The sequence below is a fragment of the Leifsonia sp. PARNA 1/14 genome (assembly GCF_055720965.1).
On record NZ_JBVQSP010000003.1, the window covers coordinates 171,615 to 186,435 of the forward strand.

The 14,821-nt window shown below is 68.2% G+C and carries 15 protein-coding genes and 1 pseudogene; 6 read left to right on the plus strand and 10 right to left on the minus strand.

Annotated features, from left to right (window positions below; genetic code table 11):
* Positions 1 to 36: 36 nt before the first annotated feature.
* The 3 genes from AC0HS0_RS10320 to AC0HS0_RS10330 are packed head-to-tail and all read left to right on the plus strand — an operon-like array spanning position 37 to position 3,145.
* Positions 37 to 1,167, plus strand: coding sequence for a hypothetical protein (locus tag AC0HS0_RS10320; RefSeq protein ID WP_472963818.1), 1,131 nt, complete (start codon positions 37 to 39; stop codon positions 1,165 to 1,167).
* A complete protein-coding gene (locus tag AC0HS0_RS10325) occupies positions 1,155 to 1,595 on the plus strand; it encodes a PqqD family protein (RefSeq protein WP_472963820.1) in 441 nt (146 codons plus the stop codon). The genes AC0HS0_RS10320 and AC0HS0_RS10325 overlap by 13 nt, the downstream gene beginning before the upstream one ends.
* Positions 1,592 to 3,145, plus strand: a complete 1,554-nt coding sequence (locus tag AC0HS0_RS10330) for a tyrosine-protein kinase domain-containing protein (protein WP_472963822.1) — start codon at positions 1,592 to 1,594, stop codon at positions 3,143 to 3,145. The genes AC0HS0_RS10325 and AC0HS0_RS10330 overlap by 4 nt, the downstream gene beginning before the upstream one ends.
* Positions 3,146 to 3,245: 100 nt before the next feature.
* On the opposite strand, the gene AC0HS0_RS10335 is transcribed toward AC0HS0_RS10330, so the two are convergent.
* From AC0HS0_RS10335 to AC0HS0_RS10345, 3 genes are read right to left on the minus strand one after another with little or no spacing between them, the layout of a single operon-like run.
* Complete coding sequence (locus AC0HS0_RS10335; RefSeq protein ID WP_472963823.1) at positions 3,246 to 4,505, minus strand: O-antigen ligase family protein; 1,260 nt, start codon at positions 4,503 to 4,505, stop codon at positions 3,246 to 3,248.
* Entirely contained in the window at positions 4,502 to 5,584 is a 1,083-nt protein-coding gene (locus tag AC0HS0_RS10340) for a glycosyltransferase (protein ID WP_472963825.1), read from the minus strand. Before AC0HS0_RS10340 ends, AC0HS0_RS10335 begins: the two co-directional genes overlap by 4 nt.
* A 14-nt stretch (positions 5,585 to 5,598) precedes the next feature.
* The gene (locus AC0HS0_RS10345; RefSeq protein ID WP_472963826.1) at positions 5,599 to 5,772 is read right to left on the minus strand and encodes a hypothetical protein; all 174 of its coding nucleotides are present in this window, start codon (positions 5,770 to 5,772) and stop codon (positions 5,599 to 5,601) included.
* A gap of 187 nt (positions 5,773 to 5,959) precedes the next feature.
* Between AC0HS0_RS10345 and AC0HS0_RS10350 the strand changes: the two genes are divergently transcribed.
* Complete coding sequence (locus AC0HS0_RS10350; protein WP_472963828.1) at positions 5,960 to 8,077, plus strand: RecQ family ATP-dependent DNA helicase; 2,118 nt, start codon at positions 5,960 to 5,962, stop codon at positions 8,075 to 8,077.
* Between the two features lie 12 nt (positions 8,078 to 8,089).
* On the opposite strand, the gene AC0HS0_RS10355 is transcribed toward AC0HS0_RS10350, so the two are convergent.
* From AC0HS0_RS10355 to AC0HS0_RS10370, 4 genes are all read right to left on the minus strand, one after another.
* The gene (locus tag AC0HS0_RS10355; RefSeq protein ID WP_472963829.1) at positions 8,090 to 8,893 is read right to left on the minus strand and encodes a hypothetical protein; all 804 of its coding nucleotides are present in this window, start codon (positions 8,891 to 8,893) and stop codon (positions 8,090 to 8,092) included.
* 114 nt (positions 8,894 to 9,007) lie between these two features.
* Positions 9,008 to 10,144 (minus strand): UDP-N-acetylmuramate dehydrogenase, encoded by a 1,137-nt coding sequence (locus AC0HS0_RS10360; RefSeq protein ID WP_472963831.1) that lies wholly within the window; start codon positions 10,142 to 10,144, stop codon positions 9,008 to 9,010.
* 8 nt (positions 10,145 to 10,152) lie between these two features.
* Complete coding sequence (locus AC0HS0_RS10365) at positions 10,153 to 10,578, minus strand: MaoC family dehydratase (protein ID WP_472963832.1); 426 nt, start codon at positions 10,576 to 10,578, stop codon at positions 10,153 to 10,155.
* The gene (locus AC0HS0_RS10370) at positions 10,578 to 11,024 is read right to left on the minus strand and encodes an FAS1-like dehydratase domain-containing protein (RefSeq protein WP_472963834.1); all 447 of its coding nucleotides are present in this window, start codon (positions 11,022 to 11,024) and stop codon (positions 10,578 to 10,580) included. The genes AC0HS0_RS10365 and AC0HS0_RS10370 overlap by 1 nt, the downstream gene beginning before the upstream one ends.
* A 411-nt stretch (positions 11,025 to 11,435) precedes the next feature.
* On the opposite strand from AC0HS0_RS10370, the gene AC0HS0_RS10375 reads away from it, so the two are divergent.
* Positions 11,436 to 12,359, plus strand: coding sequence for a Ppx/GppA family phosphatase (locus tag AC0HS0_RS10375; protein WP_472963836.1), 924 nt, complete (start codon positions 11,436 to 11,438; stop codon positions 12,357 to 12,359).
* Between the two features lie 18 nt (positions 12,360 to 12,377).
* Here AC0HS0_RS10375 and AC0HS0_RS10380 read toward each other — a convergent pair whose 3' ends face one another.
* Positions 12,378 to 13,031 (minus strand): TetR/AcrR family transcriptional regulator, encoded by a 654-nt coding sequence (locus AC0HS0_RS10380; protein ID WP_472963838.1) that lies wholly within the window; start codon positions 13,029 to 13,031, stop codon positions 12,378 to 12,380.
* A 122-nt stretch (positions 13,032 to 13,153) separates the two neighbouring features.
* Between AC0HS0_RS10380 and AC0HS0_RS10385 the strand changes: the two genes are divergently transcribed.
* On the plus strand, positions 13,154 to 13,909 hold the full coding sequence (locus tag AC0HS0_RS10385) for a DUF4386 domain-containing protein (protein ID WP_472963840.1): 756 nt from the start codon (positions 13,154 to 13,156) through the stop codon (positions 13,907 to 13,909).
* Here AC0HS0_RS10385 and AC0HS0_RS10390 read toward each other — a convergent pair.
* Positions 13,891 to 14,646 carry an ABC transporter ATP-binding protein gene (locus AC0HS0_RS10390; protein WP_472963841.1) on the minus strand — a complete coding sequence of 252 codons (756 nt, stop codon included), beginning with the start codon at positions 14,644 to 14,646 and terminating at the stop codon, positions 13,891 to 13,893. The two genes, AC0HS0_RS10385 and AC0HS0_RS10390, sit on opposite strands and share 19 nt — an antisense overlap.
* Positions 14,633 to 14,821: pseudogene (locus AC0HS0_RS10395) on the minus strand (ABC transporter ATP-binding protein); the annotation flags it as partial. The gene AC0HS0_RS10390 and the pseudogene AC0HS0_RS10395, both read right to left, overlap by 14 nt.

Sequence of the window (14,821 nt, forward strand, 5' to 3'; positions counted from 1 at the left end):
GAACACTGAGCTGAACTGTCCTAGGAGGGGACCTGCATGTCTGTCGATCGGCCCAAATGTGCGGAGCCACGCACTCTCGTGGTGCGCGCGCTCGGCCGACGCGTGCATGTCGCTGCGACAGGGCCTGGCGCTTCGGAGTTCCGGTCCCGATTCGAGGCCGCGTGGGGCGACCTCCTCGACTACGACCGCTGGGCCACCGACACGGAGGCCCCCCACCACTTGATCTCGGTCGACGTCGCCGACTCGGACGAACGGACGGTCGCGCAACACATGGCCTCAGTGGAATCACGGATAACGCTCGCAGCGATTGAGGCGAACATCGGCGAGGGACTTCTGTTTCACGCTGCCGCCACGATGGACAAGCCGGGGGCCGCGACTCTATTGGTCGGCCCGTCAGGCGCGGGCAAGACGACCGCCGTGCGACATTTCGGACGCCACTACGGATATCTCACTGACGAGATCGCGCTGGTGCGACGAGACGGATCCGTGCTTCCGTACCCGAAGCCGCTATCCATTACCAATCCGTCGACGCACACGAAGGATCAAGTCGCGCCACGTGATCTCGACCTGTCGCCGACGACCGGCGGTGAGCCGACCGTGGAACGCATCATCGTGCTGGATCGACGCCCCGATACAGGCGGAGAAGCGGTCACGAGCCGTCTCGACCTGGCGGAGAGCATCTTCGCCCTGGTTCCTCACCTTTCTTCGCTCACGGCTATGCCCGAGCCTCTCGCCACGCTCGCTCGACTGATCGCACGTGTCGGGGGCGTGGAACGACTGCAGTACCGCTCCGTCGACGACTTCGATCCTCGATTGGCTCCGCCGACATCCTCACCACTCGGTCTCGACAGGTTGCTCTTCACGACCCCGCCGGGATCGCCAACGCTGGCGTCGGCTGCAGGACCGCGCGAGCAGAGCCTGATTCGCAGTATTCCTCGTGACGCCATCGAGACTCCGGACCTGCTGATCGTGGCGGCCGATGACACGGTGCTCGCGCTGGCCGGGGTCTCACGGACGATTTGGCATGCAGCCGCGGGTCCGCGTTCAATGGCGGAGCTGGTGGCTGCCGCGCGGACGGAGTACGGGGCCGTAGATGGCGACGACGAGATCGCCGCTTCACACGTCGAGGTGCTGGTCGCTGAGGGGATTCTGCGGTGGCTGACGTGACCTCCCATGAACTTCCCTCAGCCCGGGGTGAAGGTGACCCAGCGGATGAAAACGCCTCCGCTGCACGTCGTCCTCGACATCACACCAAGAACCCCGACGTTGTCTGGGTTGAAGCCGTGCGCGGGCGGTGCGCCTTAAGCGACATCGCGGACTTCCGACAGTTCCGACTCGAAGGACCGTCGGCTGAAATATGGAGCCGCATCGACGGATTCGCGTCTGACGATGAGGTGGTGCGGGCGGTGCTCGCTTCCTACCCGGAGCACCCTGACACCGCATACGGCGAATGCATCTCCTTCATCGAGGCGATGACAGACAACGGACTGCTCGTCCAACTGCCCGGTACCGGCCGCGGCGAACCCGACGATGTCGACCGTCCCGATTGCGGCGGTCACATTGCGCAGCCAGCTCAGAAGGGAAATGTCATATGAGCACCCAGGTCGAGGCAACCGAAGGGCGTTCGAGGTCGCGTGATCTCCGCGACTTCATCTCAATGCTCCGGAGGTACTGGGTCGGCGAGACCCTGATCATCCTCGCCACCATCGCGCTCGTGGCGGTCTTCACTGCGCTTCAACCTCGGGTGTACAGCGCGACGGCGTCGGGTCTGGCCCAGGCGGCCTCGGGAGAGAGTCTTTCGATGGCGCTCGCCGGCGACAGCCTGGCGAAGTCCCGAGCCGAGACATACGTGCGCGTCGCCACGTCAGATGCTGTCGCGAAGCGCGCTGCGGAAGCTCTGGGGAACAAGGAGAGCATGAGCGCTCTCCTCGGTCGCATACGGGCAACCCTGCCTGCAGACACAGCTGTCATCGAGATCAACGCCAGTGCAGACACACCCGAAGGGGCCGCGAAGCTCGCGAATGTGTGGGTGCAGGCCTTGGCGGACCAAGTCAAGGAGATCGAGACGCCTCCGGACGGGATCGGAGACCCGGCACTCTCATTCGTTGCGCTTGCGGCAGCCCGTGCACCGTATCTACCTTCTTCGCCGAACCTTCAGTTCGCCCTCGTACTCGCCGTGCTTGCGGGCCTCGCGCTCGCTTTCGTCTACGGGCTCGTCCGCTCGCATCTCGACAGGAGGGTCCGCTCCGTTTCGCAGATCGAAGCGCTCATCGACGCCCCGGTCATCGGCACCATCCCCGCCAGCGACCTTTTCGGGGACCGCACGCGAGTCAGCACGCAGTCGGAGGCCGATAAGCATCAACTCTTCGCTATCTCAGAGTCGCTCCGCGAGTTGAGGACGAATCTCAGCTATGTCGACGTCGACAAGCCGCCGCGGGTCATCGTGATCACGAGCTCCATACCCGGAGAGGGCAAGTCGACGCTCGCCTCCAACCTTGCCGACGCCATCGCTGCCTCCAACTCGAACGTCGTCATCATCGATTGCGACCTGCGACGACCAACGCAGTCGGAGATCTACGGCCTGCGTGGAGGGGCCGGCCTGACGGATGTCCTCAGCGGACGAATCTCGATCAACGATGCCATGCAGGCACCGACGAACGATCCTCACCTGCGCGTACTGGCGTCCGGGCGAATCCCGCCCAATCCGAGCGAGCTGCTCGGATCCCGCACGATGAAGGAGCTCGTCGATGCCCTCTCCGACGTGGCCACCGTTATTCTGGACGCCCCGCCCGTTCTGTCCGTCACGGACGCCGCCGTCCTCGGTACGATCGCGGACGGTGTCGTGATCACCGTCGCCGCCAAGCAGATCACTGCCGAGCAGCTCGAGAAGTCCTTTCGAGCGATTCTGCGAGTCCACGGACGCGTGCTCGGTGCCGTGCTGAACAAGGTTCCGTCTAACGGCATCGATGCGTATGACTACGGCTATTACCGCAGTAACTACTACGACTCGGCAGATGACAAGCGGGGACAAGAGGACACGACGGAGGCGTTGGCGAACGAGGGTGATGCCCCGAGCAGTGCCTCCGAAGCTTCCGATGCGGCTGACAGCGAGCGCGCCATCGCGACGAGGCGACGCGCTCGCTAGGGAGCTCCACGCGAAGCGGCGCGGACTGATCCCTCACGGTACGTCGTACCCACCCCGCTCTGGTTGCAGGCACATGGAGGGCTGGTGAGCCTCCGGATCCCTACGCTGGAAGTGTGGCCAGAGCGGTCCCTGGTGCTTTCAATCCCGCTATCGGAGCTTCCGACTTCGGCAGGGTCACGATCATGCTGAACACGATTCCGGTGTACATCCACACGAACAGGTCGAATGAGAAGAACATCCCGACCATCATCACGAGCAGGGCTCGTGCCGTACGTCCGGCGAGAACGAATGCCGACACGCACAGAGCGAGCAACGCGAGCACTCCGACGATTCCCATCGTTCCGAGCGCGTAGACAAACATGTCATCGACGACTCGAAGATAGATCTGCTGCATGTAGCCTCTGTCGTAAAGGAGCAGCTCGTTTCCGAATCCGTGGCCGAACCATGCCTCGAGGGGCGGCCGAGCGAGCAGATTGGTGACGGATTCGAACGCACCCAGCCGGTGTGTCCATGAACCGGAGACGATCAGTTCCTCGACGACACGTGCGATACCCACGTCGACGTTGAGGAGCACCACGAGACCAGCGCCGAGTACGTACAGCGCGCGCAGCCAGGACGTGATCGTACGGCTCGAAGCCAGATAGAAGAGCACGGCTCCCGCTACCGCGAGTAGGACGCTTCGTGTTCCTCCGACGGCCAGCCCAACAGACGCAGACAACAATGCAAGAAGGCGCCACATCTGCTTCCAGCGCGCAGGGTTCGACCACGCGACGATAAAGGCAAGTCCCTGCAGAACGGAGAAAGGGATCGGGTGACCCATCGTGCCCTGTGCTCGGTCGAACTCCCCCATGAAAGGGTTCTCCCTCGCGCCACCACGATAGCCCCAGACGGGCGCAGCGTGCAGGGCGACCTCCACCGATCCGATCACCACCTGGAACGTCGCAGTGAGGATGATCGCGGCGTAGAGCATCCGGAGTTCGGCCGCGTCGAGCGACGAAACAACATACGCGGCGAGGACTGCGAGCCCCGCGTACAGGATAAGGGTGCCGATGGTATAGCTGTCGGCGAGGAGCGCGCCGAGTCCAACGTAGCCCCACCAGGCGGCGACGATGACGAATCGCCTGCCTCCGGCCAAGGGAGCACGGGTACGGAAGAGGGCAAGCGCGAGCAACGCGATCGAGGCGATCATGCACCCCTGCCAAACCGGGCCGGGCGCCGTGGTGTTCGCGCCGAACGTCATCACGAAGAGCGCCACTGAAATCGCGATGCCGCGAACGATTCGTACAGGGATGACGAGGAGGAACACCGCGGCAACGAGCAACGCTCCGACGCCTACCCCCAGCAGGAGGAGCGGATTCATCGTGAGTCCGGCTTCCCGACGAGCGAACGATATCGCTCGAGCACAGGCCCGAAGACCCGCTCCGGAGACGCCTCAGCGTCCACCCAGCTCTTGGCTTCAGCAATTGCGGCGGCACGATCCTGGTCATCTGTCACGATGCGAGCGATCGTGCGTGCGAACTCCTCGTCGTCCGCGTCGTCGTCCACCTCGAACCCTCGTCCGGACGCGAGCAGGCCGTTCGCCGCGGACGCAGTCGCGACGACGGGGCGCCGGCGCTCGAACGCCTCCAATACGACGAGCGGAGTGCCCTCCCACCGCGACGTCATGACGAGGAGATGGGAGTTGTCGAGGCGATCGGGCACGTCGTCGACCTGCCCGACGAATTCGATCGGCGCGTTCAATCGGGTGGCGAGTCTCTGTGCAGGTGCACGGAGCTCCCCGTCGCCCGCCCAGGTCGCCCGGACCGGCATGGTTCGCGCCAACTGGGCGACGACCCGGACGAAACGCAGCGGGTCTTTCTGGTCGACGAGACGACCGACGGCGAGAAGTCTCAGCGGAGCTGTCGGGCCGAACTCGGGCCAAGCTCGTGAAGCCGGCCCTTTGCGCTGAGCCGGGACGTTTCCCACGACCACTACGCGATCACGCGGTCGACGGGCGTCATCGACCACCATCTCGGCAACCTTCTCGCCGACGGCGAAGACGGCTCGGCTCCGGAACGAGAGAATCCGCGGGCTGATGCTCGGAAGTCGCGTATGCGCGTGCTCCACGACAGGAATGTTGAGGAGGCTCCCGACGATGAGGGACTGCAAGGCCTCACGCCGCTGGTGCGCGTGGAGGATGTCCGGCCGCTCGACGCGAGCTGCACGCAGGAGTGCTCGCGTCTGTTCGAGAAATCCGGAACCTTCCCGAGCGATGAACTGGACCGAAGAGGACAACCGACCTTGCGACGACCCTGATTCCCCGATGACAGAGACGTCCACTCCGTGTTCGACCGCCAGCCAGTTGGACAGGTCGACGACGACCTGTTGGGCACCGCCGTCGCCGAAGTGGTCGACAACCTGCATGACCCGGAGCCCAGGGCCCCCGATGGTGTCTGTCATCGGACGTGAGCCGATCAGCTCGGTTCGATGACCTGGACGTCGCCGAGCGCGTTGCGCGCCTTGTCGAGGGCCTCGCCGATGTTGTGCGCGTCCATGACGACGACAGCGGCGGTACCGTTCGGGAGACGCAGTCGGAGCTCGAACGGACGGAGCGGGGCCTCTGTGCGGGTGCGGGTTGTTATGGACACGGAGGAACTGTAGGCGCCGGAATCAGCGAGATCTCCGCCGTTCCTCGCCAATCGGCGGTTCGCTGCGGCCATTTCATCCCGACCGTCACCCATCGCCGCTTCTCCCTCACATTGCTCTCGCATGCGAGTTGTCCACAGATCCTCGCCGACCGGGTCCTCCGTCGGTCCCTTCTGGAACGATGGCTGCATGAGCACCACCGACACCACGTCAGAGACCACCCGCGATCGAGCCCTCTCCCGTCTGCGCGCACTCGTCGGCCATCGGGACGCCCGGTTCCACGACGGCCAGTTCGAGGCGATCGAGGCCTTGGTCGACGACCGGAGCAAGACGCTGGTGGTTCAGCGCACCGGGTGGGGCAAGTCCGCCGTGTACTTCGTCGCGACGATGCTCCTGCGCGAACGCGGAGCCGGCCCGACCATCCTCGTCTCCCCGCTCCTGGCGCTGATGCGCGATCAGGTGGAGGCCGCCGCTCGTGCGGGCGTCCGGGCGTTGTCGATCAACTCCGCCAATCGCCACGAGTGGGATGAGGTGGTTGCGCGGCTGCGAGACGACACCGTCGATGTGTTGCTGGTCTCGCCCGAGCGGCTCAACAATCCCGATTTCCGCGATCAGCACCTTCCGGCGCTCGTAGAACGATGCGGGCTCCTGGTCATCGACGAAGCTCACTGCATCTCCGACTGGGGCCACGACTTCCGGCCCGACTACCGCCGGTTGCGCGAGCTCGTGCGAGCGCTCCCCGACGGTGTGCCCGTGCTCGCGACGACGGCCACAGCCAACCAGCGCGTGGTCGCCGACGTCGAGGAACAGCTGGGCGGCACGTCGGGCGCGGGTTCTGTGCGAACCATACGTGGGCCGTTGGCCCGCCGATCGCTGCGACTCGGCGTCCTGACGCTCGACGACGCCACCGCGCGCCTCGCGTGGCTCGCCGGGCACCTCGCCGATCTGCAGGGCAGCGGAATCATCTACACGCTGACGGTGTCGGCCGCCGACGACACCGCCCGCGTCCTCCGGCAAGCCGGGCACGATGTCGCCGCGTACACGGGCCAGACGGATCCGGCGGAACGGGAGGAGCTCGAGGGGAGACTCAAGCGCAACGAGGTCAAAGCGCTCGTGGCCACCAGCGCCTTGGGCATGGGTTTCGACAAACCCGACCTCGGATTCGTCGTGCACCTGGGAGCGCCCTCCTCGCCGGTCGCCTACTACCAGCAGGTCGGGCGCGCGGGACGCGCCACCGAAACGGCCGATGTGCTCCTGCTGCCCGGCGCAGAGGACCGCGCGATCTGGCAGTACTTCGCCACCGCGGCGATGCCGACGGAGGAGAAGGCGTCCGCGTTGCTCGCCGCCCTGGGCGATCAGGCGCAGTCAACGCGGGTGCTCGAGAGCCGCGTCGACCTTCGATCGTCCACGCTCGAGCTTCTGCTCAAGGTGCTCGACGTCGACGGCGCCGTGCGACGCGTCCCTGGCGGGTGGATCTCGACGGGCCTTCCGTGGTCCTACGATCGCGAACGCTACGAACGAATCGCGGCGGCCAGGGACGCCGAGCAGCGGGCCATGATCGACTACGAACGCACGTCGGGCTGCCGGATGGAATTCCTGCAACGCCAGCTCGACGACCCCGACGCCGGACCGTGCGGACGATGCGACCGCTGCGCCGGAGCGTGGTACCCGAGTGAGGTCGCGGCCGATGCGGCGCACGCGATCGCCTCGGAGCTCGATCGCGCCGGCGTCCCGGTCGAACCACGGAAACTGTGGCCGACCGGCGCCGATGCAGTGGGAGTGCCCGTTCGCGGCAAGATTCCCGCGGACGAGCAGCTCGAGACAGGAAGGGTGCTAGCGCGCATGACGGATCTGGGCTGGGGTGGCCGGCTCCGCTCCCTTCTGGCGCCCGAGTCGCCGGACGCCGTATGCCCGCCGGAGATCCTGCGGGCGTGCGTGCAGGTGCTCGCCCAGTGGGACTGGGCGAAGCGGCCGGGGGCGGTGGTCGCGGTGCCGTCCCGTTCGCGACCGTTGTTCACCGAGAGCCTCGCCCGCGGGCTGGCGGAGATCGGGCGCCTTCCCTATCTCGGAGCTCTCGCTCTCCGGCACGGCGGGCCGTCGGGGAGCGCAGGAGGCAACAGCACGTATCGCCTTGCCGGCGTTTGGGATCGGTTCGATGCGGGCGCGCTCGACGTCCCGTCGGGTGTGCCTGTTCTGCTCGTGGACGACATCATCGACAGCCGCTGGACGGTAACGGTCGCGGGCCGCGAGTTGAGACGGGCTGGGGCCGAAGCCGTGCTGCCGTTCGCCGCCGCTATGCGGGCGTGACAGCCGGGAAGCTCAGATGAAGCCGCCGAAATCGCCACCGCCGAAATCGCCACCGCCGAAATCGCCACCGCCGAAATCGCCGAATCCGCCAGAGTCGGCGTCAGAGCCCGAACCGCCATCCCAGCCGGAGGCGCTGTCACCGGAGCCCGCGTCCCAGCCGGAGGCCGAGTCGGGACCGGTCGCCGCGTCTGCGCCGGACGCATCGGCGGAGGCGGCCTGGGCATCGGTGGCGTCGCCGGAGCCGGTGTCGCCGGAGCCGGTGTCGCCGGTGCTTCCGTCACCCGACGAACCATCCGGCGAACCTCCGTCTCCGGCGGCTTGGTCGAGACCGGGCGCAGGAAGGAACGCACTGACGAGGGTCGAGGCGATGACGTAACCGGCGACACTACCGAGCAGTGAGCTCGCGAACATGCCGCCGAAGCCCATGCCGCCGGCAGGGCGGGCGCCGAGCGAGCGTTCCAGGGTTCCGGGCTGGCGCAGTTCGGAGCGCGTCGCGGCCTGGGCGAGTGATCGAGCGTCGTCTCCCCGTGGCTGCTCGCCCGACGGTGCGTTGGCGGAGAGCTCCTGGAAAACGAGGCGCCGCTGCTCCGGAGTCAGCTTGGCGAAGGCCTCCTCGTGCACCTGCTCGATGGTCTCGGGCGGTGCGGTGCGCAGAAGGTAACGGTAACGCTCGACGGCGATCTCGTCGTCGCTGCGCTGTGCGGACGGCGCGGCACCAGAAGTGGACGCAGCCGGGTGCTGCTGCGCGGGCGGGTACTGCTGAGTGCGTTCTGCCTGCGGCTCTTCGCGGCCCAGGAGACGATCGAGGAATCCCATGCGCCACAGCCTACGAACGAAGGGTGAGAGTCCTCTCAGAGATGACCGACAGAGCGCCCAGGTCGGGTCGCCTCGGCGCCGCGCCGCGCCGCGAGAACCCCTACGCGGTAACCCCTACAGCGGCAACCCCACCAGCACTGGCTCCGGGCGCAGCAGCACGCCGAACTCCGCCTGAACGCGCGACTGGATGAACGACGCCAGCTGGGCGACGTCCGACGCGCTCGCGTGGCCGCGGTTGACGATCGCGAGGGTGTGCTTCGACGAGATCGCCGCACCCGAGCCCGGCAGCGCGAAGCCGCGGCGGATGCCCGCATTCTCGATCAGCCACGCCGCTGAGAGCTTGACGTCATACGGGCCGTCCGCCAGCGGCGGGATGTCGAGCGGGTGCACGCCGCCGGCGGGAAGGCCGATCACCACATCCGGCTCGGGCGGAGTCACCGGCCAGCGCGGCGCGTTCGCAGGGAGGCTGCGCGCGAACGACTCCGAGACGATCGGGTTCGTGAAGAAGCTGCCGGAGCTGACAGAGTCCGGGTCGTCCGGATCGAGCACCATGCCCTTGGAGGCCCGCAATGCGAGCACTGCGCGGCGCAGCTCGGCGACCGGCACCCGGCTGCCGAGGGGCACACCGAGCGAATCCGCGAGCTGCGCGTAAGCGATCGGGGCGCTGAGGGGCGCTCCGACACCGCCGGGCACCGTGTTGTCGGACAGCTCGAGCTCCACCGCGAGCACCACGCCGAGCCTCCCGCGCTTGAGCGCAGACGTGCGGTAGCCGAGCTCCAGCTCTGAACGCGAAAGCCGAACCACCTGGCCGCTGGACGCGTCGAGGAAGTCGACGCCGACGAGCGCCGACTCCAGCTCTTGCCCGTAGGCGCCGATGTTCTGCACCGGTGCGGCACCGGTGGATCCGGGGATGCCCGAGAGCGCCTCGACACCCGACCAGCCGTTCCGCACGGTCAGGGCGACGACCTCGTCCCACGGCTCGCCAGCCTGCACCCGCAAGCGCACCCGACCGCTCGGAGCGTCGATCCGGTCGATGCCTCGTGTCACCACGTGGATGACGGTGCCCGCGAAGCCGTCGTCGCCGGCGACGGTGTTGGAGCCGCCGCCGAGGAGGAGCCACTCCTCCCCCGACGCCCACACGTCACGCGCCGCAGCGACGAGCGCGTCGGTGTCCGACGGCGCGATCAGGGCCTCCGGAACACCCCCGACCCGCATGGTCGTGAGCTCGGCGAGGGCCGGGGCCTGGGTCATCGCGTCGTTCACGCGAGCGAGACGCGGACCTGCGCCTTGCCCAGCACGGTCTCGGCGTTGAACGTGGTCGTGAGGTCGATGCGCGCCACCCGCGCCTCCGCGTCCAGCTGCCCGACCTTGGCCGTGACCTGCACGCTCGCCCCGCTCTGCGGGTCGACGACCACCGGACGCGTGAACCGCACCTGATAGTCGACGACGCGCGCGGGGTCGCCCGCCCAGTCGACGACCGGCTGCACCGAGAGGCCCATCGTGAGCATGCCGTGAGCGATCACGCCGGGGAGGCCGACCGAAGTCGCGACGTCGTCGCGGTAGTGGATCGGGTTGAAGTCGCCGGAAGCGCCCGCGTAACGCACGAGCGCGTCTCTGCTGAGGTCGAAGGTGCGCTCGGCGACCACGTCGCCGACGGTGAGGGACTCGAACTCGGGTGCGGACATCACTCGTCTCCTCGAACGACCAGAGTGGACACGGTGGTGACGACGTGCTGGCCGCCGTCGTCGACGATGACGATCTCGGCGGTGACCATCGAGTGCGCGCCGAGCGACTTGACGGAGGTCACCGTGAGCGTCGCGGTGAGCTCGTCGCCGGCCACGACCGGACGCGAGAACGTGAACCGCTGGTCGCCGTGGACGACCCGGCTGAAGTCGATCCCGGCCTCCGGGTCGGCGAGCAACTGGTCGAGGGTGAGCTGCTGGACGACGACCGCGAACGTCGGCGGCGCGACGAGGTCGGCGTGGCCTGCCGCGTGCGCGGCATCGACGTCGAAGCTGATCGGGTCGGTGGCGAGCACGGCTGCGGCGAATTCGCGCACCTTCTCTCGCCCGACGAGGTAGGGAGGGGTCGGCGGGAAGCTGCGCCCCACGAGCTCTGGATTCACTGGCACCCGACGATTCTACGAAACACGAGAGCCCCGGCGCAGACGCGCCGGGGCTCTCGAGGCAGTATCAGTGGATTACTGGCAGCTGTCGCACTGCAGCAGGTCCATGGGGTCGACGGGAACTGCGTAGCCGCCGACGGTGTCGTTTTCGTAGTCCATGATGGCCTCCCCTAGAAGTCTGTTTCACCGTGTGTCTCGCGGTGTTTACCCACTATATAACCCGAATGACACGATTGTCATTCCACTACATGTAGTGTTTTCGGGTTTTTCTCGGCCCCCTGCCCTCACCCGCGAGATTACGCCGAACCACCGACATCGACCCCTCCGAAGTGGGGTGACGAGCACGGCGTGTCGAGGAGATCGACCGGTGTTCCGCGGCGTGTCGGCGGGATTCGCGCGACCGTTACTCTCTTCTCTATGCGACTCGGAGTCCTCGATGTGGGATCGAACACCATCCACCTTCTCGTCGTCGACGCCCACCCGGGCGCCCGGCCGCTTCCGGCGGCGACGCACAAGTCGGTGCTGCGTCTCATGCGCTACATCACCGCCGACGGGTCGATCAGCGCCGACGGCGAGTCGGCCATCGTGGAAGCGATCCGCGCGGCGGTCGACGTCGGCCGGGCCGAAGGCATCGAGGCGCTGCTGCCGTTCGCCACGTCCGCCATCCGGGAGGCCGCCAATGGCCCGGTGATCCTCGATCGGATCCGCGAGGAGACCGGCGTCGAGCTGCAGGTGCTCTCGGGCGAGGACGAGGCGCGCCTGACGTTCCTCGCCGTCCGCCGCTGGTCGGGGTGGTCGTCCGGATCGCTGCTCCTGCTCGACATCGGCGGCGGCTCGCTCGAGATCGCGGCGGGCGCGGACGAGTACCCGGACACGGCGGTGTCCCTCCCGCTCGGGGCCGGACGCAGCACGATCGGGTTCCTGCACGACGACCCGCCGACGGACAGACAGCTCACCGCCCTGCGCGATCACGCCAGGGCCACCCTCGCCGACGCAGTCGGGCGGTTCGCCGGCCGCGGGCCCGAGCACGTGATCGGTACGTCCAAGACCATCCGCTCGCTCGCCCGGCTGGCCGGCTCGACGGCGCGCGGCCCGGGCGGCACGGAACGCAGCCTCCTGAAACGCTCCGAGCTGGCGGATTGGGTGCCGCGACTGGCGCAACTGCCGGCCGACGCGCGCACGGCGCTGCCCGGCATCACGGCCGACCGCACGTTCCAGATCGTCGCGGGCGGCGTGGTGCTGCGGGAGGCCATGCGCGCCCTCGACGTCGCCGAGCTCGAGGTCTGCCCGTGGGCGCTGCGCGAGGGCATCATCCTCCGCTATCTCGACCACCTCGACTGAGGCGGGACGAGATGACGGCTACGGCCAGCGGCGCTCGACTCCGTCGAGGATGAGGTCGAGGCCGGTGGCGAACTCCTCGTCGTAGTCATAGCCGGCCTGGGCGAGCTGTGCGACGACCTCCAGGAGGTACGGGAACTGCTGCGCCAGCTCGGGAGGCACGGACTGCTCCTTCTCGGCGGCCACCACCCCCGACTCCTCGGCGGTGTCGAACGGGAGGGTCTTCTCCTGCAGCGCGAACCCGTACACGTACGCGTCGAGCACGGAGGTGACATGCACGGTGGTGCGGAAGGGGAAACCGGCCTCGCGTAGACAGCCCATCATCGCGTTGTGCGCGGAGAGGTTCGCCGGCCCCGGGCGCATCCGGGACTCCATCAGGCCGACGGCCCACGGGTGGCGCCGCAGCGCCTCGCGCAGAGACACGGCTCGGGCGCGCATCGCCTCGCGCCAGGTGGCGCCGGCCGGCGGTTCGACCTCCGCCCAGACCAGGTCGACCATCCCGTCGACGAGCTCGTCCCTGTTGGCGACGTGCTTGTACAACGCCATCGGCACCACGCCGAGTTCTGATGCGAGAGCCCGCATCGAGAGCGCGTCGAGGCCGGCGGCATCGGCGCGCTCGAGAGCGCGGTGCAGGACCGTGTCGCGCGTCAGGCGCGTGCGGGCCGGCTCCGGCATGGCGGTTCCCTTCGGTGTGGAGGCGACCGGACGAGGATCTTGACAAGGTGTACGGTGTACACCTATCGTACGGGTGTACGCCGTACACCATACCAGCCGTCTTCACCCGAACCGAGGCCCTCATGTCCACCGAACCCTCATCCCCGAACCGGTCATCCACCGACCGCCGTCGCGTACTGACGGCCGGAGTGCTCTTCCTCGTCACGTTCGTCTCCGCCATCGCCGGCGTTCAGCTCTACGCGCCGGTGCTCGACGACCCGGGCTATGTGCTCGGCGCCGGCGCGGACACCCGCGTGGTGCTCGGCATCCTCTGCGAGGTCGTGCTGATCGCCGCCAACCTGGGCACGGCGCTCGCCCTCTACCCGATCCTCCGCCGCCGGGCCGAGGGACTCGCGCTCGGCTATGTGGTCGCCCGCATCATGGAGTGCGTCTTCATCGCGGTGGGGATGCTGTGCGTGCTGACGGTCGTGACCCTGCGGCTGCACGCGGCCTCCCTCGGCGACCAGGAGGCCGTGAGCGTGTCGGCCGATACGCTCGTCGCCCTCCGCAACTGGACCTTTTTGCTCGGCCCCGGCTTCGTCGCGGGTCTCGGCAACGGCGTGCTGCTGGGCTGGCTGCTGCTGCGCTCCGGGCTGGTGCCGCGCCCGATGGCGATCGTCGGGATGGTGGGCGGCTCGCTGGTGGCGCTCTCCGGTGTCGGCGTGCTGTTCGGGTTCTGGACCCAGGGCTCGACGGTCTCCGCGATCGCGACGCTGCCGGAGATCGTGTGGGAGGCGTTCCTGGGGATCTACTTCGCCTTCGTCGCCCTCACTCGGCGGCAGCGGCGACGCACCGCCGCGCGCGTCGCGAGGACGACCTCTCAGGCCTCCGCCGCGTGACGGCCGCGCCGCGGAGCACCCGCGCCGAGCCGGCCGTCGTGGAGCTCGAGCACACGGTCGGCGCGCGCCATCAGCAGTGGGTCGTGCGTCGTCACCACCGCGGCCACGCCGCTGCCGTGCACGAGCTCCACCAGGAGATCCATGATCTGCCGGCCGGTCACGCTGTCCAGCTGCCCGGTCGGCTCATCGGCAAAGAGGAGCGGAGGGTCGGCGGCGAGGGCGCGGGCGATCCCGACGCGCTGCTGCTGGCCACCGGAGAGCTCGGTCGGCCGCTGCCGCGCGTGCGCCGCCAAGCCCACCCGGTCGAGCAGTTCGGCGACGCGGGCGTCGCGCTCGGCAGGCGGAGTGCCCAGGAGCCGCAGGGGCACCTCCACGTTCTCGGCCGCCGACAGCACCGGGATGAGACCGAACGACTGGAAGACGAAGCCCACGCTGCGCTGACGCAGAGCGACCAGCGCGGCCTCGTCGGCCGTCGCGACCTCCACGCCGTCGACCACGACCCGGCCGGAGGACGGCCGGTCGAGCCCGCTCAGCACGTTGAGCAGGGTCGTCTTGCCGGACCCTGAGCGGCCCTTGATCACCACCAGCTCGCCGCGGTGGACGTCGAGCGTCGCCTCGGCGAGCGCGACGACCGGTCCGGCCGCGGTCTCGAAAACGCGGCTGACGCCGGCGGCGGCCAGCAGCGGCCCGTCGGGCGACGGCTGGGACTGCTCGACCACGGTCTCAACGCTCGTCATCGGCGGCCTCCTGCAGGTTCGGAGCCGGGTTCGCGTCAGGCTGGACGTGCGGCCAGACCCCGACGTGGTCGGCCTCCAGGGCCAGCCGCACGCGCTCGCGCATCCCGAGGGTGGTCAGATACTCCGGCGGGAGCTGGAGGCGACCGACCCGGTCGAGCACGGCGTACTCCTCGGC

Excerpts from the sequence above, each read along its gene's own strand:
- AC0HS0_RS10350 (WP_472963828.1), top strand. The coding sequence starts at position 5,960 with ATGAGCACCACCGACACCACGTCAGAGACCACCCGCGATCGAGCCCTC.
- AC0HS0_RS10320 (WP_472963818.1), top strand. The coding sequence starts at position 37 with ATGTCTGTCGATCGGCCCAAATGTGCGGAGCCACGCACTCTCGTGGTG.
- AC0HS0_RS10340 (WP_472963825.1), bottom strand. The coding sequence starts at position 5,584 with ATGACAGACACCATCGGGGGCCCTGGGCTCCGGGTCATGCAGGTTGTC.
- AC0HS0_RS10335 (WP_472963823.1), bottom strand. The coding sequence starts at position 4,505 with ATGAATCCGCTCCTCCTGCTGGGGGTAGGCGTCGGAGCGTTGCTCGTT.
- AC0HS0_RS10365 (WP_472963832.1), bottom strand. The coding sequence starts at position 10,578 with ATGTCCGCACCCGAGTTCGAGTCCCTCACCGTCGGCGACGTGGTCGCC.
- AC0HS0_RS10385 (WP_472963840.1), top strand. The coding sequence starts at position 13,154 with ATGTCCACCGAACCCTCATCCCCGAACCGGTCATCCACCGACCGCCGT.
- AC0HS0_RS10355 (WP_472963829.1), bottom strand. The coding sequence starts at position 8,893 with ATGGGATTCCTCGATCGTCTCCTGGGCCGCGAAGAGCCGCAGGCAGAA.
- AC0HS0_RS10360 (WP_472963831.1), bottom strand. The coding sequence starts at position 10,144 with ATGACCCAGGCCCCGGCCCTCGCCGAGCTCACGACCATGCGGGTCGGG.
- AC0HS0_RS10390 (WP_472963841.1), bottom strand. The coding sequence starts at position 14,646 with ATGACGAGCGTTGAGACCGTGGTCGAGCAGTCCCAGCCGTCGCCCGAC.
- AC0HS0_RS10375 (WP_472963836.1), top strand. The coding sequence starts at position 11,436 with ATGCGACTCGGAGTCCTCGATGTGGGATCGAACACCATCCACCTTCTC.
- AC0HS0_RS10380 (WP_472963838.1), bottom strand. The coding sequence starts at position 13,031 with ATGCCGGAGCCGGCCCGCACGCGCCTGACGCGCGACACGGTCCTGCAC.
- AC0HS0_RS10330 (WP_472963822.1), top strand. The coding sequence starts at position 1,592 with ATGAGCACCCAGGTCGAGGCAACCGAAGGGCGTTCGAGGTCGCGTGAT.